This is a genomic window from Corynebacterium genitalium ATCC 33030, from assembly GCF_000143825.1.
GTDB classification, from domain to species: domain Bacteria; phylum Actinomycetota; class Actinomycetes; order Mycobacteriales; family Mycobacteriaceae; genus Corynebacterium; species Corynebacterium genitalium.
Genome location: NZ_CM000961.1, coordinates 381,497 through 405,793, shown reverse-complemented (window position 1 = coordinate 405,793; position 24,297 = coordinate 381,497). Strand labels below are relative to the sequence as shown.

Below are 24,297 nucleotides of genomic sequence, written 5' to 3'. Positions count from 1 at the left end.
GCTTTTGTAGGCACAAGTGTTTCGCTAGGCTTCTTCTTAGATCTGGGGCTGCCGGGTCATCTATAGTGGCGGTGCAAAAGATCCAATTGTGATAGAAGTGACAGGCAGTGGCAAGCGTTTGCAAGGCTAGGACGTAACATCTTCCCTCCCGGAACCGACCTCACTCCTGTGGGCCTCATCAGGGGTCTTTCCGATGAACAACTCACTACCAGCAGAAAGTCGACGAACAATGCTTAACCGTACCCGTCAAGCTGTGACTGCATTCATCGCCGCCGTCCTCGTGGGCGCGGGAATCATGGCTGCCCCTAACGCCAACGCGCAGCAGGGCAACATGGTGATCTTCGGCGACTCCGTGATCGCCGACGCTCACTCCATCGAGTACCTGGGTGCCCGGATGGGCCTGCACCCCAACGGCTCTTCCAACCCGGGCCGGTGGTGCCCGACCTCCGACCAGAACTTTGGCAAGATCGCTGCGCGCAAGCTCGGCCTGCAGCCGCGCGACTTTTCCTGCCCCGGTGCCGTGAGTATCTCCCCGGGCCCGAACATCACCGCCCAGATCGACCGCGCCGTGCGTGAGCGCGGCCTCGACGGCAACACGCGCCGCGTCGTCCTCCAGGTGGGCTTCAACGACACCTACAACCATATGGGCGAAGACCCGATGCAGGTCCGTCGCAAGTACGTCGACTTCATGCGCCCGCAGGTGGACAAGATCCGCCGCGCCGCGCCGAACGCAAAGATCCAGCTCATTGGCTACCCCACCATCACCGGCGGCGACCGCGTCTGCCTGTTCCACCTTGGACCGAATATGTATGACGCAACGCCGATGCCGATGGTCCGCGACTTTGAAAACCTCGCCCAGTGGATGAATGTCGACTTGGCCCGCGCCACCGGCACCCAGTTCGTCGACCTCAAACCGGGCACCGCCAAGAACGGCATGTGCGCCCGCGACGGGGACCGCGAGTTCGCTGGTCTCATCGACTTCTACGCCGGCCCAGGCAACGCTCCGATTCACTCGACCCACCAGGGCCACCGCCACATGGGCGAAATCGTCGCGGCAAGCTAAGCGCAAAGATCGCTAGGCTCGGGGCATGACTTCTACAGACCCCCAAGCTGACGAAAACAACGAACAGAACCAGCAGACTGTCAAGGGCGTCATCGCCCGTGAGAAAGGCGCCGAGGTCGAGATCGCAGACATTGTGATCCCCGCCCCCGGCGCCCACGACGTTGTGGTGAAAGTCCAGGCCACCGGCGTCTGCCACACCGACCTCGCCTACCGCGACGGCGACATTGAAGACGCCTACCCCTTCCTTCTCGGCCACGAGACCGCGGGTGTCGTGGACACCGTCGGTGACAGCGTTACCCACGTCGAGCCGGGCGACTTGGTCGTCCTCAACTGGCGCGCCGTCTGCGGCGAGTGCCGCGCGTGCCGCAAGGGCGACACTAAGAACTGCTTTAACACCTTCAACGCGTCTACGCCCATGACGCTGACCGACGGCACCGAGCTCACCGCCGCTCTCGGCATCGGCTCGTTTGCTGAAAAAACCCTTGTCCACGAAAAGCAGTGCACTAAGGTCAACCCGGACGAAGATCCTGCGGCTGCAGGCCTCCTCGGCTGTGGCATCATGGCCGGTCTCGGCGCAGCAGTGAACACCGGTGAGATCCGGCAGGGCGAATCCGTCGCCGTGTTCGGACTCGGTGGCGTGGGCCTGGCGGCCGTGGCGGGTGCGGCCCTGGCGGGGGCGACGACGATCGTGGCGGTGGACGTCGATCAGCGCAAATGCGACGCCGCTACCGAGCGATTCGGCGCAACGCACGCAGTCTGCACGAAGGACATGGACGAAGACGCCGTGATCGAGAAAATCCAGGAACTCACCGGCGGCTTCGGCCCCGACGTGACCATCGATGCGGTGGGCATCCAGCCAACGTGGCACCAAGCCTTCTACTCGCGCGACCTTGCTGGCCGCATGGTCATGGTCGGCGTGCCCAACCAAACGGACCACGTAGACATCCCCGCGATTGACCTCTACTCCCGCGGCGGCTCCATCAAGCCCGCCTGGTACGGCGACTGCCTGCCCGAGCGCGACTTCCCGGCATACGTCGACCTGCACCTCAACGGCCGCTTCCCGCTCGGTGAATTCGTCTCCGAGCGCATCGGACTGGACGACGTCGAGGATGCATTCACCAAGATGAAGCAGGGCGACGTGCTGCGCTCTGTGGTCGAGTTTTAAGGAGTAGCCCCATGAAGATTGAAAACGTAGTCACCTCCGGCCTGTTCAAGCTCGACGGCGGCGAATGGGAGGTAGACAACAACGTCTGGATCGTCGGGGACGACAGTGAGGTCTACATCATCGACGCGGCCCACGACGCTGAAACCATCGCTGCCGCCGTGGGAGACCGCAAGGTCAAAGGCATCATTGCCACGCACGGCCACAACGACCACGTTGACGCTGCGCCGCTGCTGAGCAAGCTTGTCGACGCCCCCGTCTACCTCCACCCCGGCGACGACATGCTCTGGTACGACGCCAACCCGGAGGAGAAATTCCTCGAGCTGGAAGACGGCACGGTGTTCTCTGTGGCGGGTACCGACATGCACGTCATGTCCACCCCCGGCCACTCTCCGGGATCCGTCGTGCTCTACCTACCTGAGGCCGGCGAGCTGTTCTCCGGCGATACCCTGTTCCAGGGCGGGCCGGGCGCAACGGGACGCAGCTTCTCGTCCTTCGATACCATCATCGAGTCGCTGCAGAAGTCCGTTCTGGATCTTCCGCCGGAGACGGTGGTGCGTACCGGCCACGGCGACGCCACCACGGTGGGGGAGGAGGCCCCGCACCTAGAGGAATGGATCCGCAGGGGCTACTAGCCCCTACGGCACTCTCCGCACTGCCAGGGTCGCCGGCTAGTTCTTGTCGGCGACCTTCTTCAGCTCACCGTTGATCACGTAACGGAACTCCTGCACGGGCAAGGCCCCGCCGATGAACTCCGTGTTCACCACAAAGCCGGGCGTGCCGGTGATGCCCAATTCCTGGGCGTACTCAAGTGACTTCTCAAGCGCTTCGTCGTATTTGTCGCTCTCCGCGTCCTCGCGGAACTTCGCCAGGTCCGGCACCCCGGCCGTGCCGGCGAAACGGACGTAGTCGTCGATGGAGAAGCCTGGGTGGCCGCCGCGCTCGGCAGCCTCCGCCATGTACGCCTTCTTGTATTCGGTGAACATGCCCTGCTCAGCGGCGGCACGGCCCGCCTTGGCGGCCGCCACAGAATTCGGACCCTGGGTCGGCATGTCATTCCACTCGATACGGACCAGTCCAGCATCGACGTACTCGTCGATCAGCTCCTGCTCCGTCTCAGCTGCATGGCGGATGCAGTACGGGCACTCCCAGTCGGTGAACTCCGCGATGACGACCGGGGCGTCGAGAGCGCCCTGAGACATGGGATCCGCTGGGTCGCGGCGAGCCGTGTTCGCGATCTCCTCGGGGGACGTCACCGGGGAGCCCGGGCCGTGAATCGTGGCGTCGTAGTAGCCGTTGTCCTGCTTCTTCGCCGGGCTGAAGTCCGTGCCCGGCTCGACGTTCTCCGGAACTTCCTTGACTTGGGGCTCCTCGGCCTCGCCGGAACCGTCGCCCGCAGCGCCTGCGCCGCCAGCGCCATCAGTGCCGTCGGCACCGATCTGCTCGGCAATCTGATCCACGGCATTCTGCTGGCCTTCGCGCTCACCAATGATGTAGCCGCCGACACCGGACCCCACGGCCAGCACCAACGTGAACGCCCACATCAGGGGCGGGATCTTCGTAGTGGACTTCTCGGACTCGTCCTTACTAGAGCTCATGAAGCTTTAGTCTAGACCGTCACGGGAGTTACCTGGGGGAGGGGTTTGGGAGGGGTTGGTTGGGGCGTCGATAAGCATGGGCGGCACCGCGTTCTGGAGAGCGACCGCGCGTGCGAGCCGTGCGTACCGCAACTCCTGCTCGCGGAACCGCACCCACGTGGACATCGTGGTGAAGAAAAACGCGATGATCATGACATACAGCATCAAGTCCGTGCCGCGGTCCACCCCGAGCCAATTCGCCACAATGGTCACATCGTCGGGACGCAGAATCGCCCACACGGCCGCTATTGCCAGCAGCGCGAACCCGACTTTCACCCATGCCTTCGCGAACGCCTTCTTGCGCTGAGTGAAGAAGTACACCGCGAGCACCACCGCCGCGATGAGCAGAATGAATTGGATCATGGCAGCCTCCTGGCCACAAGCCCGTCAGCAAGAATATTCACGCCGTTGACCAGCGATTGGCCCTTCGACATCGAGTATTCCGTGTACAAAATGTCCACCGGCTCCTCCGCGACGCGCCACTTGCGCTCATCCATCATCGCGACGATCTCGGACGCGTGCGACATCCCGTTCATCCGGATGTTCATCTCCGCCGCCACCTTCGCGTTGAAGGCACGCAGCCCGTTGTGCGCGTCGCTCAACCCCAGCTTGCGGGTCCGCGGCGACAAGAACACCACCGTCTTCAACACGATGCGCTTGATCAGCGGCACCTGCGAATTCTCCTGGTCGCCTGCAAAACGCGTGCCGACGATGATATCCACCGGCTCCGACCGCAACCGGCCCACCATACGCACCACGTCCTTGACCTGGTGCTGGCCGTCAGCGTCAAAGGTGACAAAGAAGCGCGCGCCGGGCTGGGCTCTGGCGTACTCGACACCCGTCTGGATTGCCGCACCCTGCCCGAGATTGACCGGGTGATTCACCAAGTGCGCGCCGGCCGCGTGGATCTGCACTGCCGAATCATCGGCCGAGCCATCATTGACCGCCACAATATTGGGAAACGTCTGCAGCGCATTCGCCAAAACCTGGTTGATCACAGGGCCCTCGTTGTAACACGGCACGATCAGCCACGTGTCTGCGAACTCGTTGCGCAAAGGATTGAGGGCCATGACCGACAGACTAGTCGCGCTTACCGGCCGCGGTGGAACAGGACCGCATAAACCCTTTTCATAGTGCTCAACGGCAGTGCGCGGTAGAGGTTCCGCACCGCTAGATTAACGGCGGCGCGGGGGCGGGAGATCAGGCCGTACTGAACAAGTTTGGCCTGCAATTCGCGTTCAGCCTTCCGCGTTTCCGCGGTCGTGCGGCGCTTCAACTGGGCGTCATTCACCCGGAAGTACGTCAGCGGCTCTGGCAGATTGTGGAGTTTCTCACCCGCCGCGATGAGGCGAGCCCAGAGGTCGTAATCCTCCATGTTGTGCATCGGCTGGTAGCCGCCGACACGTCGGACCGCCTCGGTGCGCATGAGCACGGACGGATGGTTCATCGGGGAGTTGATCCGAGCGTAGCGGGCGATCGCCTCGTGGGTCTCCGGCAGACGCCGGATCCCACCCGTGGTGGACGGGTCTGGGCGCTCGCCGTTGAACTCCTGCATCGAGGTGCCCAGAACCGCCACCTCCGGGTGCTCGCGCATGAACGCCAGTTGCTTCTCCAGGCGCTCCGGGAACGCGGCGTCGTCGGAATCCAACCGTGCGACGAATTCGGTGTCAACGTGCTTGAAGCCCTCTGCCAACGCGACGCCGAGTCCGCTGTTGCGCTCCAGCGCTACCGTGTCCACCGCGGCTGTCACGGAGAGTAGGTCCTCCACCTCGTGGGTCACCGGGCCGTCTTTGACCACCAGGATCCGCTCCGCCGGCCGCGTCTGGGCCGCGAGACTGTCCAAGGTCAACGCGAGCTCGTCGGCGGTGGTGTTGCGGTACACCGACATCAAGACCGTGACCGCGCCGGGCTGTTCATAGGGTTGTTCATGGGTCATGTCTGGTCACTCCCGAGCCGCATCGAGCAAGTACTGGCCGTAGCCCGACTTCAACATCGGCTGAGCAAGACTTTCCAGCGCGGCCGCGTCGATGAAGCCCTGGCGGTAGGCCGCGACCTCCGGTGACCCGATGACGGTGCCGGTGCGCTTCTGAATCACCTCGACATATGCGCTCGCTTCACTCATCGAGTCGATCGTGCCGGTGTCCAACCACACGTCGCCGCGGTGGAGGCGGTGCACCTTGAGCGCGCCCTTTTGCAGGTAAGCATCGTTGATGCTGGTGATTTCCAGCTCTCCGCGCTCGCTCGGCTCAATCGTCTTCGCGATTCGGACCACGTCATTGTCGTAGAAGTACAGACCGACCACGGCGTAGTTGGACTGCGGCTGGGCAGGCTTTTCCTCAATGGCGGTCGCGGTGCCGTGCTCGTCGAAGCTCACCACGCCGTAGCGTTCCGGGTCGGACACCTCATACGCGAAGATCGCTCCGCCGGCCGGGTCGAACGCGTCGCCCATCAGCCGCGTCAATTCGGCCCCTTCAAAGATGTTGTCGCCCAGGACCAGAGCCACCGAGTCGTCCCCGATGAAGTCCTCACCGATGATGAACGCCTGCGCCAGCCCGTCCGGGGAGGGTTGGACGGCGTAGTCGATCATGAGGCCCCAGGCGGAGCCGTCGCCAAGCAAACGCTCGAATGCGCCCCGGTCTTCCGGCGTGGTGATCACCAAGATCTCGCGAATACCTGCGCTGATCAGCGTGGACAGCGGGTAGTAGATCATCGGCTTGTCGTAAATGGGCATGAGCTGTTTCGAGATGCCCTTCGTGATCGGGTACAACCGTGTGCCCGATCCGCCCGCGAGGATGATGCCCTTCATAGAGGTGGAGTCTAGTGCGCGCCCGCGCAACCGCACGCGCATCGCCGTGCTTATCGACGCCCACGCGTGCCAGCCCGCAGACACACCGGCAGCATTTCTGCGCTTCGGCGGCCTGCGGGCAGGGGAGAATAGGTGACGATTAAGCGACGGGGAAGAGCACCGGGTCAGGAGGGCCTCCGGGGGTTGATCCCGGTGGCGGGTGGTGCCCTTTTGGTCGGTTGCGGAGTTTGTGGCCGATGCTTTCGTGGGCGTCGACGGTTTCGTTGAATCTCATCGGCCCGCCGTCTGCGGGGATCACCCCCACCCGGCCGGTTTCGGGGTCGCGGTCGACGTAACCCTTGTTACCTCTGCCATCTCTGCGGTCGTTGTTGCACATGTGGTGTTCGCGGCACAGGGCGATGAGGTTCTCGATGTCTGTCAGCCCGCCGTCGAAGAAGGACTCCATGTGGTGGATGTCTAGCTCGCTCATCGGGCGGTCGCACCCGTGCCAGGCGCATACTCCCTGCATGGCCAGCAGTGCGATGCGCTGGTGGACACTTGCCAGGCGGGTGCGCCCCAGCGAGAGGGGGACGCCGGTGACCGAGTCGAGCTGAGCGATGAAGTCGGTGCCTGTGAACCCGAGGCGGAGCATGTCGTACGCGGTCAGGCTGATCCCAGTGTTGGTCATGAACTTAGTGGTGTGGTCGGCGTTGTTCAGGTCATCGAGGGTCATGCCGACGACGACAGTGCCGATACCGCCCTGCGAGCCAGCCTTGGTTCCGGAGAAGTTGGTCACGATGTGCATGAATTGGTCGAAGCGCCGCTGCGACATCGTGCGCGTGTCTTTTGGCTCCTGCTCGGAAGAGCCCGATTTGTCGCCTATTCCGCCGCGCCCGAGGTCCAGCGCCGCCTTGAGCACCGCGGCTTCGCCGGCCGGAAGATCGATGGTGACCCGGCACATGCCTGCGCTGTCGGGCTTGCCCATGATGAGTTTCCGCGCATCAAAGTCCGATTGCGGCTTGTCCGGGCTGTTCTTCCGGCCGGCAGCGTTGGCGTTGTCCACGAGCCGGCGGACAAATTTGCGCAGGTCTTCTGGGCTGCGCCTGTTAGCCTCGTCGAGAGCTTTGGCGAGAATGACCGGGCGCCCCGGAACCGCGTCGTCGCGAAGATTCATCAGCTCGCGGTTGATGATGTCTTGCTTTTCCTTCGCCGCCTTCAGCGCAGCCTCTTTCGCCCGGCGCTTCGCCTCACGCTCTTCTTCCGCTTTCCGACGAGCCTCTTCCGCAGCTGCCGCTACCGCCGCAGCTGCTTCGTCCGCGTCGGGGGAGTCAGGGTCGATGCCGGCGAAGAGGAACTCGTCGTCGGGGGTGGTGTCCTCGACTGGGGCGAAGAGGTCCTCTCCTCGGCGTAGGCGCCCCATGGCCTCTGCCTGGGATAGACCGAGAACATCGCGCAGATACGCGGCAGGCTGGTTCGCGCCGACAATTCGGCCAGCTCCGTCACGGTCACACAGGTAGGCAAACGCAGCGTCGGCATATGCCTTCTGGCCTGAGAGGATCTCTTCGAGGCGCTCCATGTCGGTGCGGACAGCATCGAAGGCTAAAGCGTGGGGGTCAGCGAAGATGCGCGAAATGTCAGCCATTGCTTCTGCGATGGCATCCACGGCATCCGCCAAGGAATCTGCGCCAACTCGTTCGGTCATCTTCGCCACCCCCTTTTTTGTATGGTGCTTGGTCTTTGCCACATAACTTACAACCTCGCGTGGACAACCGAGCCACGAAAAACGCACGTATGTTCGATAAGGTGATTTGAAATCTTCGGATCTCCCCGAAATCCTATGGTGAACGACCTAAGACTGTTCCAACGGCAAGGTGAATTCGAACAGCGAAAAGGCTCCTCAAGCGCCCTACTGATCGTTAGTGCACGCGTTCTAAAGAGCTGGCCCTACCCCAGGTACATCGCCAGGGCCGCGCGCCAGTTCGTCGGCTTGAATCCGGTCGCCTCAATCTTGTCCAGTGCCAGCGTGGACTCGGCCGGCCGGGGCGCCTCGGGCCCGAAGGCCTCTTGGTATTGCGCGGTCGTGACCGGCTGGACGGAGGAGGGGTCGCCGCCGCAGGCGATGAAGACGGCCATGGCGATCTCGTCACGGGAGGCGGTGTCGCCGCCGGAGGTGATGTTGTACACGCCGTACTCGGCGCCTGAATCAAGCAGGTGCACGATGCCTCGTGCCAAGTCTTCGGCCCACGTCGGTCGCCCGCGCTGATCACTGACCACCTGCGGGCTGGCGTCTTCGCGTGCGAGCCGCGCCATGGTCGTCATGAAGTTACCCCCGTCGCCGAACACCCAGGACGTCCGCACTAGGTAGTGCCGGGGGCAGGCGGCGGTAGCGGCCTCACCCGCGGCTTTGGAGGCGCCGTACACGGACAGCGGGCTGGGTGCCTCGTCCTCGGTATGCACCCCCACAGTCCCGTCGAAGACGTAGTCCGTGGACACGTTCACCAGTGTCAGGTCGTAGCGCCCCGCAATCTGCGCGAGCTTCGCTGGACCCAGCGCGTTGACGGCCCAGGCCCCGTTTCGGCCGTCACCTTCTGCGCCGTTGACGTCGTTGAACGCCGCTGCGTTGATGATCGCGGAGTATTGTGTCCAATCCCGAGCGGACATCAACGTCGAGACATCAGAAGTCAGATCGAACTCGTCGTGGCCCACGAAATCCCCGTGGGGCAGCAACGGGCGCAACGCGCGGCCCAACTGCCCGTTCGCTCCGGTCACTAACACTCGGCGAGGGGGGACGGGGGAGGCGTCGGCAAGCATCGGATGCTCGAGATCCTTCGCTGAAACTTCAGTGGGCTCGAGCGGCCACTCGCTCTCGCGGTAGGAGCAGAACGCGTATTGCGCGTGTGGGCTCCAGCGCGCGTTGCACAGGTAAATGTACGTTGTAGCGTCCTCGAGCGCCTGGAAGCCGTTGGCGATGCCGCGCGGCACGAACACCGCAGTGTCCGGACCGATTTCGCACCCGTACTTCGCGCCGAATGTCGGTGAACCTTCGCGCAGGTCAACCCACGCGCCGTAGACGCGTCCCGTTGCAACAGAGACGTATTTGTCCCACGGTTCCGCGTGCATGCCGCGTGTCGCCCCACGCTGCGCGTTGAAACTGACGTTGTTCTGCTCCACGCGCATCGCGGGGTCGCCGGCCCAATTTTCCTTGAACCATCCCCGGTTGTCGCCGTGAACAGTTAAGGTGCGGACTTCAAGTCCCTCGATGGGCACGCTTGTCAGCGTCTCAAGCTCAGCCATACGCTCATCCTACGGCCGCAGGAAGCTATTGCCCGCGCGACGCGTAGGCATCTTCGACGGCGTCTTTCGCCTCCCGCCACCACGCTTCGTTGCTGCGGTACCACTCGATCGTATTGGCAAGACCTTCGCGCATGTCGGTGTAGTGGGGCCGCCAGGAGAGCTCGTCGTCGGCTGCGTCATCGGCGCCTCCCACGTCGGCGTAGAGGCACTCTTGGTCGGTTGTTCCTCAGGCTTCGGTAGAGGCTTCGGATTTGCCGGGTTGCGACGGGTGTCGCCTCCGCGGGGCACCGGCGGGGGGGGGGCTGGAGACCGGCAACGTTCTTAAGTTCGGAACGTTTTCCAAGTAGGTGGGGGTCAGTTAATGGAATGTATCCACGGCGGATTGGGCGCGAGAGTGAACGTACATGAGTCATGTCAACTCTTGGACGGCGGTCTGCGCTCGGCCGAGGTTCGAAGAGCAGAATCTCTAACCCCTGTAATGACAGTTAAAGTGCCATGAGCATGCCTGAAGAGCCACCGTCGACAATCGCAACGTCGGATGAATCCTGCTCAAGTTCCACAAAAACTTTCCCTCCGCTTGCATATGTACTAAATACTTGGTAGCTACTATAGAAATAGTATATACCGAAGGGAACAGGATGACAAGAGTTACGCCAGAAGAGAAAGTCGTGGCGGACACCACCCCAAGTCGATGGACTTTGCCTATAGTCCTTGTGGCGCAATTCATTACGCCGATGTCAATTTCCGGAACGGGCATCGCTCTTCCGCAGATCTCCACTGACCTTGGGGCAAACACGACAGCACTTCAATGGGTCGTTAACGGTTTCAACGTTGCGTTTGCACTGGGAGTTCTTGGCTGGGGAGCTGTAAGTGACCGTATTGGCTTTCGTGTGACTTTTGTCGTCGGATCTGCCCTATTCTCGGTGTCCAGCCTGATAAGCGCTGCTAGCCCGTCGCTTCTTTTGCTTGATTTCATGCGACTTATTGCAGGTTGTGGGGCGGCAGCCGTCCTCACTGGAGCTAGCTCTATGCTCTCTAACGCCTATGAAGGCAGTGCGCGAGGCCGAGCATTCGCCCTGTTTGGAACTATCAATGGATTGGGCTTGACCTTAGGCCCAACTATCTCAGGAATTTTGGTTTCGAGCTTTGGGTGGCGAGGAGTTTTTGCTGTTCATGGTGTAATTCTTGCGTTGGTTACATTGAATGCAAGAATCCTTCCTACAGCCACCGACGCTGCGCAGGATATTAATGAGACAAAGACACCGCTGTTAGATCTTTCCATTCTTAAGAACAGAGAGTTCCTCGCCATGTGTCTGGTGCCGATTGCGGGTTCTATTGGATTCGTTACAGTGCTGACTTATCTACCCTCTGCCTTCAGTGGCATTAAAGGTATCGGTGCGGGACAAGCTGGCCTGATCATGCTTGCGATGACAATCCCAGTCGTTGTTGCGCCAATCCTAGTGGCCAAACTGATTGAGAAAGTCACGTGGATAACGGTTGGCGTTGTGGTGTACCTCAGTCTGATCTGTCTTATTGTCGGAGACCTTGGCCTGATGCTGCTCACGCCCGAGGGGTCAATCGGGCTCGTAATTATTCCGATGATCTTGCTTGGCTTGGGCTTCGGCCTACCCATTGGCCTTGTAGATGGACACGCACTGGGGGTTGTTCCTCCTGAAAGGACCGGCACAGCGGCTGGCGTGCTCAACTTTTTCCGTGTGGGTAGCGAGGCTTTGTTCGTTGCCGGGTATGCGTTCATGCTTTCCCTGCAAATTCAACAACAGCTTTCCGGCGAAGCTGCGACAAGTACTGCGGCTGGGCAACCGGGCCACCCAGATGTCTATGCTGACGCTTTCAGTACAAGCGCGCTCACGCTGACGGCCCTTGTTTCGTTGGTAACTGTGTCTGTCTTGCTCGTACGGCGCGGTTCCAGCGCTAAGTTAAATGAAAAGGAGTAAGAAACAATGAGCACAACTATTCGTTCCTCTGAAACTCGAGACGTTTCCAGTCTCTCGCCTGTTTCGATGACTACCCTCCACGACTGAAGAACTTCTCCGCCGTCTTTCTCCGGGAGGAACTCCTACCTTTCCGTGCATTGCATCGAGGCGGATTAAAATGGAAGAAGGGGAAACCTATCCAGGTGAAGTTGTGTACGTAGATGCTCATGCGGCAAACAGAGACCAAACGGTCTTCGCTTCGCTGTGGACGGTGAGTGTTCAGCGTAACTAGAAGAAACATCTACCGTTTGGATACGGTATGCATCTTGGATACGGCATGCATCATTGTATGTGGGCAGCAATAGCACGGGTGGTCATTCGCGAGTCGGTGGGAGCACTGACTGAATAGCTGCCGAGGTTATTCATGGCAGTGCCTCCTGAGAACATCAAGTGGATACGGGAGTTTTAGTGCATCGTCCCTTGTCGACTCCTGTGAGTAAATAGTTTCCTCGCGTGGTGTAGTTAACTGGAATGATATCGCACGATCTTGAACAGCTACGATTTTATTAGTTCCTTCATTCCTTGAAAGGAGATCGTATGCCTGATCAGGATGGCCACCCGAGTATCGACGAGTTTGACCTCTCTAAAATTTTGCACGCATTGTCAGACGCTAACCGACGTAAAGTGATTGTAAAACTGGCTGCACAGCCAGATGGGACTGAACAACTATGTTCAGAATTTGGTACCCCGTGGGCGCCTTCAACGCGAACACATCACTTCAAAGTTCTGCGTAATGCCGGTTTGGTCTGGCAGCGTGACGTGGGAAACGGACGCATGACGCGTCTGCGTCGAACTGATCTTGAGGAAGTGTTTCCGGGCTTGCTGGACCAGATAATTATCTCGAGTGGAAACGGCCAGCTGAAGTGACAGAAACTTCAAGATTGAATTTTAGACTGAGTATGACTTTGCTACTTCCTTCTTACTGGGAGATGTCATCTGACATTCGCCCGACTCACGGGATTCCTTATGTCTTCGCGCCCTCGGGGTAGAAAGCTGGGCCTCGGATTTGTGCCACCCATCAAAAAATGGCCTCTGCGATGTCGAACAGCACTTCTGGTTAGTCGGATTCCGGGCTCTGACTAGCGGGGTTCCCCGGGGTGGGTGAACGCGGAGTTTTTACCTGACCCCCCGTTTATTGGGGTCAGAGTGCGCGAGTGTTTGGTCGTCGCCATCCTCTTCGCCCACGTGCTAGGCCGCTGGTTGGAAGATGACATGTGTGCGCAGCGGGGCGAGACCGTGCGTTTCGAAGGTAGCTCAAGGTGGGCTACTGCCCGCGCTGTGCATACCCCTCTTCGACCGCGTCCTTCGCCTCCTGCCACCACGCTTCGTGGGTGCGGTACCACTCGATCGTGTTGGCTAGGCCTTCGCGCATGTCGGTGTAGTGGGGCTGCCAGGCGAGCTCGTCGTGAAGCTTGGTGGCGTCCATGGCGTAGCGCATGTCGTGGCCGGGCCGGTCGGCGACGTGCTCGAACTCGCCGCCCATCAGTTCGCAGATCATGGTGATGACCTCGAGGTTCGAGCGCTCGCCGCTTGCACCGATGTTGTACGTTTCACCGGCTTTGCCGCGCTCGAGAATGGCCAGGACGGCGTCATTGTGGTCGTCGACGTGGATCCAGTCGCGAACCTGCTCGCCCGTGCCGTACAGCTTCGCGGGCCGCCCGGAGAGCAGATTGGTGATCTGCCGCGGAATGAACTTCTCAATGTGCTGGTAGGGGCCGTAGTTGTTGGAGCAGTTCGAAATCGTCGCGTCGATGCCGAAGGACCGCACCCACGCGCGCACGAGGTGGTCCGAGCCGGCCTTGGTCGCGGAGTACGGCGAGGACGGGTTGTACGGTGTCGACTCAGTGAACTTCGCGGGATCGTCCAACGCGAGATCGCCGAACACTTCGTCGGTGGACACGTGGTGGAACCGCGTTCCGTACTTCCGCACGGCCTCGACCAGCGTGTATGTGCCCATAATGTTGGTCGCCACAAATGGCGACGGGTCCCGCAGCGAATTGTCGTTGTGCGACTCCGCAGCGAAATGCACCACGACATCCGCGTCGCGCGCGAGCGTATCGACGACCCCAGCATCCTCCACCCTGCCCTCAACCAGAGTCACAGCCGCCTCGTCCAACCCGGCGAGATTCTCTGCGTTGCCCGCGTAGGTCAGAGCGTCGAGCACGACGATCTTCGTCTCCGGTTGGCGCTGGGCCACCATGCGCACGAAGTTGGCGCCGATGAAGCCGGCGCCGCCAGTGACGAGCATCGTGTTCGCAGAAGATGTCATGCGTTCACTTTATCCCGGTTCCCTGACAAGCCGATGACGTGCACTAACGCGCCAGTCAGTGGGCCGAGTATCAATGCCGCGATCACCGTCGTGGCCACACCGGTGCCGCCTACGGCAGGAAGTGCGAAAAGCAGAGCGAAGGTAGCTACCGAGCCGGCCACCCAGCCGGCGACGTACCAGGTGTGCAGCTCTAGCGCGAGAACAGCCGTGCCGGTGATGATGAGCGCGCCCATGACTGCTGACGCGAACGTGAGTAGGCCCAGCGGCAAGCCTGGCACGAAGAGTTCTGGTGGGAAGAACGCCCGCAGGATCCACGGCCCGATCAGCCACGCGGCGGCAAACCCGACCACGCCTATCCCAAGGACGGCCGCGATCGGGCGGAGCAGCGAAGAGTAGATCCGTGCCCGGTTGGTGACAAAGCGCACCACAAGGGCCGACTGGAAGCGCTGTAGGGGAACCAACACCGGTGCGCGGGTGAGCAGCACTGCCTGGTTGATAGCGGCGACGGCGGCACCTGCGGCAGGGTCGAGGGAGGGGAAGGCGAATTTGACCAGCATCGGAAAGCCGGTGATCAGGGTTGCAGAGGCGCCAGTCGCCACGATCGCGGCGCCAACGCGGCGGGTGAACTCAGACCGGTCCACATCTAGGGTGACACGAATCTGGCTGCGGGCGTGCGACGACGCTGCGAGGATCAGCACCCACGTCAGAGCACCGATCACGGTGATGATCAGGAATGCCGGCAAGCCGAACCCTGCCGCCCAAGCAACACCTGCGAGCACGAGGCGGATCCCAGAATCGAAGGCGACGAGTGCCGCGTACTGGCTCCACAACTGAGTGCCGCTCAATATGCCGGACAGCACGGCCTGGAAAACGTAGCTGGACAGGCCGAATACCAACAAGCCAGTCGCCACAGACCTGTCCAAGGGCACGAGCTGACCCATCAACACAACCCCGAAGACAAGGGCGAGCACGGCGACAACAGCCGCAATGACGGCTCCTAGACGCCATGGGTTCGCTGTGCCCGCCATACCGCTGGTTCGAGCGGAGGACACGGCGCGGGTGGTTTCTTGGGTGATGCCGTCGATAAAGCCCGCCGAGGCGAAGAACAAGCTCCAATACGCCTGGAAATACAGCATCTGTGTGCCGGCGTCGAGCGACCAGGACGCGACCCAGAGGACCACGAACCCGGAGAGCGCCGCGAACACCGTCGCGAATGACAGAGCCTTCATCGTGGGCTGATTCTAGCCCTCGAGCAGATGTTGGCCCCAGTACTCGCCGTCGCGCGTCCCGCGTGGGATGGCGAACACGGCGGAGCCGATGTGGGTGATCCACTCGTTGAGGCGGTCGGCGTCGTCGAGACGCTTCTGGATCGGGTCGAACTGCTGCAAGGGGTTCTTCTGGAAGCAGATGAACATTTGCCCCGCGTTGGAGGAGCCGCGGGAGTCTGGCCCTGGCGGCATGTCGTAGTTGTAGGGGCGGCGGAAAATGCGCTCGGCGGGATCGTCGGAAAAAGCCCTGGCCATGTGGGAATTCGGGTCGATGACGGGCAAGCCGTATTCGTCGCGGGCGTCAAAGTCGGGTTCGTCGAATTCATCTTGCCCGGTCAACGGGGCACCGGTGTCTAACGTCCGTCCCACTGCGACTTCGCGGGAGGGGCGGTCGAGGATATCCCATTCGTCGAGAAGCATGGCAACGCGCCGCACCACCATCGCGGTGCCGCCGTTCAGCCACGCGGGGCCGTCGGAGATCCAGACGATGTCGTCGAAGTCATCGGTAGGCGGGTTGCCGGACCCGTCGAGCTGCCCGAAGAGGTTGCGCGGCGTTTCGCCCTGCTCGATCGAGCCGCGGGCGTGCAGGAACCCGTCCTGGATCCACGCGGTGTCGACGTAGTTGCGCGCCGTCTTCGTCATGAACCGCGCCGCGTGCGAGACGGTGAAGCGGTCGTCCGCGCAGATCTGCAGGCAAAGGTCGCCGCCGGACCATTCCTCACGGAGCTCGTCACGAGAATACGCGGGAAGATCCCCGAGCCACTCCGGCGCATCCAGCCCGAGCTTGTCCAGGAAGCTGCGGCCGAACCCGACCGTGATGGTCAGGTTCGCGGTGGAGACCATGTTCTCCGGCTCGAGGTCCGCAAGCCCGGCCAGGCCAGAGCACATGCGCCGGGCGTCATCAGTCCACAGCCGCATGAGGCGCCGCGCGTCCTCCACGGAGTCCTTGCCGTCCTGGAGATTGAACGCGATGAGCTTGTTGAAGGCCTGCTCGGGCGTGGCAACACCAGCCTGGTGCTCCCCGTCGAAATCAACGCGCGAGTCAGCGAGATACGCGTCCGCTTCTTCGCCCATGCCTTGCCCGGGCCACGCGTCCTTTGGCTTATCGACGCCTCCTTCCCCGCCCCCTTCATTCGCGCACGCCGAAGCCCCAGCAGCTACCATTCCAGCAGCCCCGGCAACTCCTGCGCCGTGCAGGAACTGGCGGCGGGTCGGTTGGTGCGCTCTGGGGCGGGGGTTGTCGGTCATGGTTCCTTACTCGTGATCGTCGTGGCCCTCGTGGCCACCGTAGTTCTCCTCGCCGGAGGGCTGTTCGCGCACCGGGATCTCGATGGAAAGGGTGGTGTCGGCGTCGGTGGTGATCTCGACCTCCAGCGTCTCACCGGCGGGGATGGCCTCGTCGTAGTTCATGATCATCAGGTGGTCGCCGCCGGGGACCAGCTCGTAGGTCTCACCCGGGGCGACGGTGAAGCCGCCTGGCTTTTCCTGCATGACGCCGTCCACGACTTCGTGGAGCTCGGTCGATGCGCCTTCGAGCGACGGGACAGCGAACGACTTGACGGAGATGTCCTGATCGGAGGTGTTTTTCAGAGTGCCGAAGCAGGCCGTCATGTCGGAGTGCTTCTTGTCCAAGTCAGTCGCGCTCTCCATGGCGGCGTCGTCGTCGGCGGCAGGCTTGGCGCGGCAGTAGCCGTCGACAAGCTCGATGGTTGCCTCAGAGGAAGCTTCGGACGCAACATCCGACGGAGCGCCCGACGCGGCATCCGGGGTGGCTTCCGATGTTGTTTCTGATGTGCCTGCAGTCTCCGTGTTGTCGCCGCACCCGGCCAGCCCGAGGGCGCCAGCGCACAGGACGGCGGCGAGAGTCAGTGGTTTCTTCATGATGCTGTCCTTTCCATTGAACATCAGTCGGAAGTTTGATCTGAAGAGTTCCCGATCTGATTCTCCAGCCAGGTATAGATGAGCGATTCAACCCGTGCGACCTGCTCGTTGTCGGCGGCACCGGCGTGACCGCCGGCGGTGTTCTCGAAGTAATCCACGGGCTGACCGGCCTTTGCCAAGGCGAGCGCGAAGGTTCGGGCGTGCGCGGGGTGCACACGGTCATCACGGGTGGAGGTGGTCACCAGCGCTGGGGGATAGGTAGGGGAGTCGGTCACGTTGTGCAGGGGCGACCAGCTCTCTAGCGCGGCGCGTTCCTCCGGTACGTCCGGGTCGCCGTACTCGGCCATCCAGGACGCTCCTGCTGACAGAGTGTGGTAGCGCAGCATGTCGGTCAGTGGCACCTGGATCACGGCCGCGCCGAACAGGCCCGGGTACTGCACCAGCGCGCCGGATGTGAGCAGTCCGCCGTTGGAGCCGCCACGGATGGCCAGCTGCTCCGGCGTGGAATAACCGCGGGCGACTACGTCTTCGAGCACTGCCCGGTGGTCCTCCCACACCTTGTGCCGGTTGGTCTTGACCACCTGCGAGTGCCATTCGGGGCCGAACTCGCCGCCGCCACGCAAATTGGGTTGGACGAAGTAGTAGCCCTTCTCCATCCAGGAGATTCCGCGCACAGCGGAGTACCCCGGGGTGAGTGACACCTCGAAGCCGCCGTATCCGCCGACCAAGCACGGCCGCTGACCCTGCGAAAAGTCGCCGGTGATGAAGTATGGCACCTTCGTCCCGTCCGCTGAGGTGGCCCAGTGTTGGCGGGTTTCCAGGCCGGACGCGTCGAAAAGCGCGGGTGCTTGGCGCACCACCTCGCCGTCACGCAGCAGCGTGGAGGGAGTGGTGAAAGACGACACGTTGATCCAGGTTTCATCGCCGTCGAGCGGGCTCGTTCCCACCACCGACGCTGTCGCCGCTTCCGGGAGTTCGACTTCGGAGCGGTCCCAGGTGCCCAGCTCGAAGCGGAAGATGCGCGTGACCACGTTGTCCAGCACCGTCACCAGCAGGGTGGTGGCGGTGACGGAGAGGTCTTCGATGGGGAAGTCGTCGATAAGCACGCGCTTCTCGGTGAGATCCAACGATGCCACTGCGAGAGCACCCGCCGGGATGCCGTCGAACGCCGTGCGCGGCAGCAGGAACAGCCACTGTTTGTGCGGCACGACGATGCAGTCCTCGGGGACATCCACGAGCTCGCCGTCGATGTACGTGCGCGAGGTGTAGAAGTCCAGCGCGCGCTCGAAAATCACGCGCTCAAAGCCGGGGGTGTGGTCGACGTGCGCGCCTACTGCGACGTCGCTGCGCTCACCGCGGAAGACCACCGGCGCGTCCTCGATCGCGGTTCCGCGCTCCCACTTCCGCACCTCGACCGGGTATCCGGACTCCGTGACCGAGTCTTTGCCTATGTCAGTGCCCACGAGTAGCGTGTCGCGGTCGATCCAGCTGACGTCGGTCTTGGCTTCAGGGAGCTCGGAGCCGTCAATGAATGCTCGGTCGTCGACGTGGTATTCACGCACCGTCACCGCGTCCGCGCCGCCGCGCGAGAGCTTGATCAGTGCGCGGTCGTTCGCGATGGGCCTGACCACGGCACCTTTCCAGACCCAGTCTTCTCCTTCATCGCGCGCGAGCTTATCGACGTCTACCACCACTTCCCACTCACCAGTTCCCCGCAGGTAAGCGTCAGTGGTTGTGCGGCGCCAGATCCCGCGCGGGTGCTCACGGTCGCGCCAGAAGTTGTAGAGGTAATCTCCGCGCCGCGTGACGTACGGGATCTTCTCGTCAGTGTCCAAGGCGTCCCGGATGCGGCCCGCCAGCTCCTCGTCCTGGTTCTGCTGCTCCGTGTGGGCGGACCAAGCGGAGGCCCATGCGAGGGCTTTGTCGCCCGTGATCTCGTCGAGTTCAGCTGGGGCAATAGACAGATCGGGGGCGTTAGAGGTCATACAGACAACCCTAACGCCCCCGTGGGCACGCGCCGAATGGCGGGCTACATGCCGAATGCCGGCTTAATGGTCTTGTACCAGGAGTTCTCCAGGTCCTTGCGCCAGTCCGGCCAGGAGTGGGTGCCCACGTTGCGGAACTCGTAGTGGGCCGGAATGTTCAGGCTGTTCAGCTTCGCCTTCAGGTCGTGGTTGCAGGTGTTGATGGCAGCCTCGATCACGCCACCTTCAACCTGGAGCACCATCGCGTTCGCAGATGCCGCCGGAACCTGAGCACCCTTGCCGACAAGGGTAGACACCATATCGTTCTCGGATGCCAGGCCCGTAGCGGTGGAGACGTACAGGTTGGTGCCGCGCAGCTTGTCGGCGTTCACCAGTGCGTCGTTGGCGCGGTTGTACGGGCCGCCCATCGGGCCCCACATCTGCTCCGGGGTGACCGTCTGGTAGTTCGCAGCCGAGCCAGCACCGCGGTTGACGGTCAGGCGGGCGAAGTTGTACCCAGCCGGGCTGGAGGTGGCAGCACAACCGGAGAAGGATGCAGCGGCGTCGTAGAAACCGGGCACCTTCGTCGGCAGGACCAGCGCGGAGGTGCCAGACATGGAGAAGCCGACGACCGCGCGGCGGCTGTCAGCGCCCAGACGATTCTCGATCGGTCCCGGCAGCTCCTTCGTCAGGAACGTCTCCCACTTCTGCGGGCCACGGAAGTACTTGGCGTTCGGGGTGTTCAGCCAGTCGGTGTAGTAGGAGAACGCGCCCTCCATCGGGATGACCACGTTGACGCCCTTGTCGGCGTAGAACTTCTGGGTTTCGGCGTAGGTCAACCAGTCGTTGTTCTGCTCCGCACCGCCAGCACCGTTGAGCAGGTAGACCGTCGGGGCGTTCTTGACCGGCTGGCCCTGCGCGTTGCGCGCCGGGATGACAGCAACTGGGATGTCACGGCCCATGGACGGGGAGTGAACCCAGAAAGCCCAAACCTTGTTGTGGTCGACCTCGTGGACCCACTTTGCGGTCTCGCCGGTGTTGATCGCCTTCGGGGCCGGGTTGGCGTCCCAGTTCTTCACCACGCCTACCGGAGCTTGGCCGGCCGCTTGAGCTGCCGAAACCGGAGCTGCTTGGGCAATGGCCGGGGCGGCACCGAGCGCAATCGAGGTTGCGGCCGCAACTGCGAGGGCTGAGCGGAGGAACTTCATGGGTGTTTCCTTACTAATGGTCCGTTAGCTTCAACCTTGTTATTCGCTTGAAGCGTCATGGTTGTTACCGGGGGATACAATCAAACTGCACTTGACTCTAACCGTGGATAGGCAGTACCACAAGTGGGAAGATGTTACTATTGTGCCTCAAGTTAAGCATGTTAAAGTGCTTTTCGACGTAACAACCCCACCCCAACCCCCGACTATCTTCCTAGAGTCACCCGCAATAGCCCTAACTGAAAGGACGCGAACCATGAACGCACTCAACCCGATCGAACAGGCACAGCTGGCAATCAACCAGTTCCTCGGCGGCCTGATCCACGAGGCATCCTCCACCTCTTCCCAGATCGCTCTGAGCCTGGGCATGTTCTAACGGGGGTACCAGCCCAGCCCAGCTCGCGAATCGGCGAACGGCAACAATGCCCTGGTAACAATGCTCAAAAAGCGCGTGAAAACAGCGCCAAAACGAGCTAAGTTACCGGGGCATTGTCACCGTTCGGGCAAGAAGCGTCGTTAAGCAGATGCAAAAAGGGGAGATACCGACGTGGTATCTCCCCTTGTGTCGTGTGTGGCTCCGGTAGGAGCCGGCGGCGGGGCCGTTCTAGCTAGACCCGTTCGCGTTCCAGGAGTTCGATTCCTGCAGAGACTCGTCCGGCTTGAATCCTTCTCCGATCAGTGTCGGGCCGATGACGGTGTTCCAGGAGCGACGCATGTCATCCTCCCACACAGGCCAAGAGTGGGTGCCAGCATTCTTGAATTCGTAGTGGGCTTCGATTCCCAGTCCGTTCAGCTTCGCCCGAAGGTCGTGGGTGCACGCGTTGGTGGCTCCTTCGATCACGCCACCCTCAACGACTGTGGTTGCGGAACCGGAAAGCGCGTCAGCAGACTTCTGGCCGCGGACCTCGGTGCGGTAGCCGAACATGTCTTCGTTCGCTCCAAGACCGGACGCGTTGGAGATGTATAGCTTGGAGCCTTCGAGCTTGTCGGCATTGACAAGCGCGTCGTTGTAGCGGTTGTAGGGGCTGCCCATCGGACCCCACGCGTGCGCCGGGGTAATGCGGCCCCCGTTCGACGCCGCACGGTTCACAGTCAAGCCAGCGAACGCCCAAGGAATTGGAGTTGAGGTCGCCGCACAACCGGAGAAGGATCCCACAGCGTCGAACTCGCCTGGGTAGTGCTCCGCGAGCAAGAGGGAAGAGGTGGCTGACATGGACATGCCCACCACAGCGCGCTTGCCGTTAGCCTCCAAGTGGTCCTCCACGGCAGGGCGCAATTCGCGGCCCAGGAACGTCGTCCACTTCTGCGGGCCCTTGAAGTACGGGGAGTTCTGCTTCAGGTATTCATCGTCTTCAAGCCAGTCGACGTAGTAGGAGAAGGCGCCCTCCATCGGGATGACCACGTTCACCCCCTTGTTCTCAAAGAAGATGTCAGCGTCGCCAGAGGTAATCCAGTCGGCATTCTGCTCCGCGCCGCCGGCTCCGTTCAGCATGTAGAGCGTCGGGGCACCCGTGATGGGGTTACCGTTCTCGTCTCGGGCCGGGATGATGGCCACAGGGATATCGCGCCCCATCGAATCGGAGTAAACGTTCCAGGCCTCGACGATCGGTTTCGCGCCCTTGACCCATTCCTTCTCGTTGCGCTTTTGCTTGGTGGTCTTGAACCACCACTGATCATCCTTGCCTCCGCCGGACACCTTCTTCGGGGCCTCCGTCAGCTCAGTCATCTTTGCCAAGACGGGTGTCTGGTCGGCGTGGTTAGGGGTCGTCTCGGACTCCCGTTTCACGTCATCGTCAACCTGGTCAGCACCGGCTCCGGGCTTGGGAAGCTCAGCTGCCGGGTCCAGCTCTGTCCCGTCCTCAGCGGCGTCTTCCTTTGCTGCAGGTTTCTCGGCTTCTGCACCGGAGTCGGCCGCTGCCTGCGGGTCGGGTTCGGGGGCGGGGTGCTCGGTGCCGTCGTCAAGCGGCGTGACAGCGAGCGGCTCGTCGGCGGGTGTCGAGTGGACCAAAGACAGCGAGCTAGCGGCGATAACGAGCGCGGCAGCCGAAGCGAGGGCGGGGCGGGAAAGCTTCATGAATGTTAATCATGCCAAACTGGCAGGGAACTTTGAAGTGGGAAGCGAAATAGGCCCGTCAAAGCACGTGCAAGCAGGATCTGGAGAACGAACGTATCCTAGGAGACGTGGCTAAAGAACAATATGACGTTGTAGTAATCGGCGCGGGCCCTGGCGGCTACGTCGCCGCTATCCGTGCGGCTCAGCTTGGACAGAAAGTTGCAGTCGTAGAGAAGCAGTACTGGGGCGGTGTCTGCCTGAACGTGGGCTGCATCCCGTCGAAGTCTCTGATCAAGAACGCTGAAGTGGCGCACATCTTCAACCACGAGGCGAAGACCTTCGGCATCAAGGGTGACGTTTCCTTCGAGTACGGCGATGCACACCAGCGCTCCCGCAAGGTCTCCGAGAAGATCGTCGGCGGTGTCCACTACCTGATGAAGAAGAACAAGATCACCGAGATCAACGGTGTCGGTTCTTTCAAGGACGCCAAAACCATTGAGATCACCGAGGGCGATGACCAGGGCAAGGAAATCTCCTTCGATAACTGCATCATCGCTACCGGTTCCATTGTGAAGACGCTGCCGGGCATCGAGCTGTCTGACAATGTCGTCTCCTACGAGGAGCAGATCCTCAACCCGGAGGCTCCCAAGAAGATGGTCATCGTCGGCGCTGGCGCGATCGGCATGGAGTTCGCCTACGTGCTGTCCAACTACGGCGTGGACGTCACCGTCGTCGAGTTCATGGACCGCGTTTTGCCGAACGAGGACAAGGACGTGTCCAAGGAGATCGCCAAGGCGTACAAGAAGCTTGGCGTGAAGCTGCTGACCGGCCACGCCACCACCGAGGTGCGCGACAACGGCGATTCGGTCGAGGTGGACATCAAGAAGAAGGACTCCGACGATGTGGAGACCCTCACCGTCGACCGCGTCATGGTGGCCGTCGGCTTCCAGCCGCGTGTCGAGGGCTTCGGCCTGGACAATACCGGTGTCAAGCTCACTGAGCGTGGCGCCATCGAGGTCGACGAGCGTATGCGCACCAACGTCGAGGGCATCTACGCCATCGGCGACGTGACCGCGAAGCTGCAGCTCGCCCACGTTGCTGAGGCTCAGGGTATCGTGGCCGCAGAGACGATCGCCGGTGCTGAGACCATGGAGCTCGGCGACTACCAGATGATGCCACGCGCAACCTTCTGCAACCCGCAGGTCGCGTCCATGGGCTACACCGAGGAGCAGGCGAAGGAGAAGTTCTCCGACAAGGACATCAAGGTAGCTACCTTCCCGTTCTCCGCGAACGGCAAGGCTCTCGGCCTGGCTGAGTCCCAGGGCTTCGGCAAGCTCGTCGTCGACGGCGAGTACGGCGAGATCATCGGCTGCCACCTGGTGGGCGCCAACGTGTCCGAGCTGCTGCCGGAGATCAACCTGGCTCAGCGCTTCGACCTCACCGCCGGTGAGATCGCGCGCAACGTCCACATTCACCCGACGCTGTCCGAGGTGCTCAAGGAGATCGCTCACGGTGTCGAGGGCCACATGATCAACCTCTAAATCATGTCGCTTCAAGCGCCCCGGTTCTTCGCCGGGGCGCTTTTCGACGTTTAAACCCACCCCACCCCTTCCCCTCATCCCTTGAGGGCTACCGCAGCAGGCTCGATTGGGGAAGCGCAGATGCGCGGACCGTAGTATTCGTCTGTACAGTAACTGTGACAACACGCTTCGACGAGCGAAA

22 protein-coding genes are annotated in these 24,297 nt (G+C 61.9%); 7 read left to right on the top strand and 15 right to left on the bottom strand.

The window, feature by feature from the left end; translation table 11 throughout:
- Window positions 1–253: 253 nt before the first annotated feature.
- From HMPREF0291_RS01935 to HMPREF0291_RS01925, 3 genes are read left to right on the top strand one after another with little or no spacing between them, the layout of a single operon-like run.
- Window positions 254–1,063, top strand: coding sequence for a GDSL-type esterase/lipase family protein (locus tag HMPREF0291_RS01935; protein WP_232210314.1), 810 nt, complete (start codon window positions 254–256; stop codon window positions 1,061–1,063).
- 25 nt (window positions 1,064–1,088) lie between these two features.
- Window positions 1,089–2,228, top strand: a complete 1,140-nt coding sequence (locus HMPREF0291_RS01930) for an S-(hydroxymethyl)mycothiol dehydrogenase (RefSeq protein WP_005287121.1) — start codon at window positions 1,089–1,091, stop codon at window positions 2,226–2,228.
- A gap of 11 nt (window positions 2,229–2,239) precedes the next feature.
- Window positions 2,240–2,860 (top strand): MBL fold metallo-hydrolase, encoded by a 621-nt coding sequence (locus HMPREF0291_RS01925; RefSeq protein WP_005287117.1) that lies wholly within the window; start codon window positions 2,240–2,242, stop codon window positions 2,858–2,860.
- Window positions 2,861–2,896: 36 nt separating this feature from the next.
- Here the strand turns inward: HMPREF0291_RS01925 and HMPREF0291_RS01920 are convergent, their stop codons facing one another.
- From HMPREF0291_RS01920 to rfbA, 5 genes are read right to left on the bottom strand one after another with little or no spacing between them, the layout of a single operon-like run.
- Window positions 2,897–3,823, bottom strand: a complete 927-nt coding sequence (locus tag HMPREF0291_RS01920) for a DsbA family protein (RefSeq protein WP_005287114.1) — start codon at window positions 3,821–3,823, stop codon at window positions 2,897–2,899.
- Window positions 3,824–3,829: 6 nt separating this feature from the next.
- Window positions 3,830–4,225 carry a DUF2304 domain-containing protein gene (locus HMPREF0291_RS01915; protein ID WP_005287112.1) on the bottom strand — a complete coding sequence of 132 codons (396 nt, stop codon included), beginning with the start codon at window positions 4,223–4,225 and terminating at the stop codon, window positions 3,830–3,832.
- Window positions 4,222–4,932, bottom strand: a complete 711-nt coding sequence (locus HMPREF0291_RS01910; protein ID WP_005287108.1) for a glycosyltransferase family 2 protein — start codon at window positions 4,930–4,932, stop codon at window positions 4,222–4,224. The genes HMPREF0291_RS01915 and HMPREF0291_RS01910 overlap by 4 nt, the downstream gene beginning before the upstream one ends.
- 20 nt (window positions 4,933–4,952) lie before the next feature.
- Window positions 4,953–5,798: a glycosyltransferase gene (locus HMPREF0291_RS01905; protein ID WP_005287106.1), complete on the bottom strand. Its 846-nt coding sequence runs from the start codon at window positions 5,796–5,798 to the stop codon at window positions 4,953–4,955.
- Window positions 5,799–5,804: 6 nt separating this feature from the next.
- Window positions 5,805–6,668 carry a glucose-1-phosphate thymidylyltransferase RfbA gene (gene rfbA, locus HMPREF0291_RS01900; RefSeq protein ID WP_040423989.1) on the bottom strand — a complete coding sequence of 288 codons (864 nt, stop codon included), beginning with the start codon at window positions 6,666–6,668 and terminating at the stop codon, window positions 5,805–5,807.
- 4 nt (window positions 6,669–6,672) lie between these two features.
- Between rfbA and HMPREF0291_RS12115 the strand changes: the two genes are divergently transcribed.
- Window positions 6,673–6,804: a hypothetical protein gene (locus tag HMPREF0291_RS12115; protein WP_005287100.1), complete on the top strand. Its 132-nt coding sequence runs from the start codon at window positions 6,673–6,675 to the stop codon at window positions 6,802–6,804.
- A gap of 3 nt (window positions 6,805–6,807) precedes the next feature.
- Here HMPREF0291_RS12115 and HMPREF0291_RS01895 read toward each other — a convergent pair whose 3' ends face one another.
- The 3 genes from HMPREF0291_RS01895 to HMPREF0291_RS11710 form a co-directional block, all read right to left on the bottom strand.
- On the bottom strand, window positions 6,808–8,349 hold the full coding sequence (locus HMPREF0291_RS01895; RefSeq protein WP_005287097.1) for an HNH endonuclease signature motif containing protein: 1,542 nt from the start codon (window positions 8,347–8,349) through the stop codon (window positions 6,808–6,810).
- Window positions 8,350–8,591: 242 nt separating this feature from the next.
- Window positions 8,592–9,941 (bottom strand): sugar nucleotide-binding protein, encoded by a 1,350-nt coding sequence (locus HMPREF0291_RS01890; RefSeq protein WP_005287094.1) that lies wholly within the window; start codon window positions 9,939–9,941, stop codon window positions 8,592–8,594.
- A 25-nt stretch (window positions 9,942–9,966) separates the two neighbouring features.
- Entirely contained in the window at window positions 9,967–10,134 is a 168-nt protein-coding gene (locus HMPREF0291_RS11710) for a hypothetical protein (protein WP_005287091.1), read from the bottom strand.
- Window positions 10,135–10,609: 475 nt separating this feature from the next.
- On the opposite strand from HMPREF0291_RS11710, the gene HMPREF0291_RS01885 reads away from it, so the two are divergent.
- Window positions 10,610–11,896, top strand: coding sequence for an MFS transporter (locus tag HMPREF0291_RS01885; RefSeq protein ID WP_040423988.1), 1,287 nt, complete (start codon window positions 10,610–10,612; stop codon window positions 11,894–11,896).
- A 576-nt stretch (window positions 11,897–12,472) separates the two neighbouring features.
- Window positions 12,473–12,802 carry an ArsR/SmtB family transcription factor gene (locus HMPREF0291_RS11460; RefSeq protein ID WP_083770227.1) on the top strand — a complete coding sequence of 110 codons (330 nt, stop codon included), beginning with the start codon at window positions 12,473–12,475 and terminating at the stop codon, window positions 12,800–12,802.
- Between the two features lie 397 nt (window positions 12,803–13,199).
- On the opposite strand, the gene rfbB is transcribed toward HMPREF0291_RS11460, so the two are convergent.
- From rfbB to HMPREF0291_RS01850, 7 genes are all read right to left on the bottom strand, one after another.
- The gene (gene rfbB, locus HMPREF0291_RS01880) at window positions 13,200–14,204 is read right to left on the bottom strand and encodes a dTDP-glucose 4,6-dehydratase (RefSeq protein WP_005287085.1); all 1,005 of its coding nucleotides are present in this window, start codon (window positions 14,202–14,204) and stop codon (window positions 13,200–13,202) included.
- Window positions 14,201–15,433 (bottom strand): hypothetical protein, encoded by a 1,233-nt coding sequence (locus tag HMPREF0291_RS01875; RefSeq protein ID WP_005287082.1) that lies wholly within the window; start codon window positions 15,431–15,433, stop codon window positions 14,201–14,203. Before HMPREF0291_RS01875 ends, rfbB begins: the two co-directional genes overlap by 4 nt.
- A 12-nt stretch (window positions 15,434–15,445) precedes the next feature.
- On the bottom strand, window positions 15,446–16,720 hold the full coding sequence (locus tag HMPREF0291_RS01870; RefSeq protein WP_005287079.1) for a Dyp-type peroxidase: 1,275 nt from the start codon (window positions 16,718–16,720) through the stop codon (window positions 15,446–15,448).
- A 6-nt stretch (window positions 16,721–16,726) separates the two neighbouring features.
- Window positions 16,727–17,353: a copper chaperone PCu(A)C gene (locus HMPREF0291_RS01865; protein WP_040423985.1), complete on the bottom strand. Its 627-nt coding sequence runs from the start codon at window positions 17,351–17,353 to the stop codon at window positions 16,727–16,729.
- Window positions 17,354–17,376: 23 nt separating this feature from the next.
- Window positions 17,377–19,338 carry a prolyl oligopeptidase family serine peptidase gene (locus tag HMPREF0291_RS01860; protein WP_005287072.1) on the bottom strand — a complete coding sequence of 654 codons (1,962 nt, stop codon included), beginning with the start codon at window positions 19,336–19,338 and terminating at the stop codon, window positions 17,377–17,379.
- A 44-nt stretch (window positions 19,339–19,382) separates the two neighbouring features.
- A complete protein-coding gene (locus tag HMPREF0291_RS01855; RefSeq protein WP_005287069.1) occupies window positions 19,383–20,525 on the bottom strand; it encodes an alpha/beta hydrolase in 1,143 nt (380 codons plus the stop codon).
- A gap of 601 nt (window positions 20,526–21,126) precedes the next feature.
- On the bottom strand, window positions 21,127–22,596 hold the full coding sequence (locus HMPREF0291_RS01850; protein WP_005287061.1) for an alpha/beta hydrolase: 1,470 nt from the start codon (window positions 22,594–22,596) through the stop codon (window positions 21,127–21,129).
- Window positions 22,597–22,703: 107 nt separating this feature from the next.
- On the opposite strand from HMPREF0291_RS01850, the gene lpdA reads away from it, so the two are divergent.
- Window positions 22,704–24,116: a dihydrolipoyl dehydrogenase gene (gene lpdA, locus HMPREF0291_RS01845; protein WP_005287058.1), complete on the top strand. Its 1,413-nt coding sequence runs from the start codon at window positions 22,704–22,706 to the stop codon at window positions 24,114–24,116.
- Window positions 24,117–24,297: the final 181 nt, after the last annotated feature.

Coding starts and splice junctions, on each gene's coding strand:
- rfbA (WP_040423989.1), bottom strand. CDS start 6,668: ATGAAGGGCATCATCCTCGCGGGCGGATCGGGCACACGGTTGTACCCG.
- HMPREF0291_RS01875 (WP_005287082.1), bottom strand. CDS start 15,433: ATGAAGGCTCTGTCATTCGCGACGGTGTTCGCGGCGCTCTCCGGGTTC.
- HMPREF0291_RS11460 (WP_083770227.1), top strand. CDS start 12,473: ATGCCTGATCAGGATGGCCACCCGAGTATCGACGAGTTTGACCTCTCT.
- HMPREF0291_RS01915 (WP_005287112.1), bottom strand. CDS start 4,225: ATGATCCAATTCATTCTGCTCATCGCGGCGGTGGTGCTCGCGGTGTAC.
- HMPREF0291_RS01865 (WP_040423985.1), bottom strand. CDS start 17,353: ATGAAGAAACCACTGACTCTCGCCGCCGTCCTGTGCGCTGGCGCCCTC.
- rfbB (WP_005287085.1), bottom strand. CDS start 14,204: ATGACATCTTCTGCGAACACGATGCTCGTCACTGGCGGCGCCGGCTTC.
- HMPREF0291_RS01855 (WP_005287069.1), bottom strand. CDS start 20,525: ATGAAGTTCCTCCGCTCAGCCCTCGCAGTTGCGGCCGCAACCTCGATT.
- HMPREF0291_RS01860 (WP_005287072.1), bottom strand. CDS start 19,338: ATGACCTCTAACGCCCCCGATCTGTCTATTGCCCCAGCTGAACTCGAC.
- HMPREF0291_RS01920 (WP_005287114.1), bottom strand. CDS start 3,823: ATGAGCTCTAGTAAGGACGAGTCCGAGAAGTCCACTACGAAGATCCCG.
- HMPREF0291_RS01925 (WP_005287117.1), top strand. CDS start 2,240: ATGAAGATTGAAAACGTAGTCACCTCCGGCCTGTTCAAGCTCGACGGC.
- HMPREF0291_RS01890 (WP_005287094.1), bottom strand. CDS start 9,941: ATGGCTGAGCTTGAGACGCTGACAAGCGTGCCCATCGAGGGACTTGAA.
- HMPREF0291_RS01910 (WP_005287108.1), bottom strand. CDS start 4,932: ATGGCCCTCAATCCTTTGCGCAACGAGTTCGCAGACACGTGGCTGATC.
- HMPREF0291_RS01930 (WP_005287121.1), top strand. CDS start 1,089: ATGACTTCTACAGACCCCCAAGCTGACGAAAACAACGAACAGAACCAG.
- HMPREF0291_RS01870 (WP_005287079.1), bottom strand. CDS start 16,720: ATGACCGACAACCCCCGCCCCAGAGCGCACCAACCGACCCGCCGCCAG.
- HMPREF0291_RS01895 (WP_005287097.1), bottom strand. CDS start 8,349: ATGACCGAACGAGTTGGCGCAGATTCCTTGGCGGATGCCGTGGATGCC.
- HMPREF0291_RS01905 (WP_005287106.1), bottom strand. CDS start 5,798: ATGACCCATGAACAACCCTATGAACAGCCCGGCGCGGTCACGGTCTTG.
- HMPREF0291_RS01850 (WP_005287061.1), bottom strand. CDS start 22,596: ATGAAGCTTTCCCGCCCCGCCCTCGCTTCGGCTGCCGCGCTCGTTATC.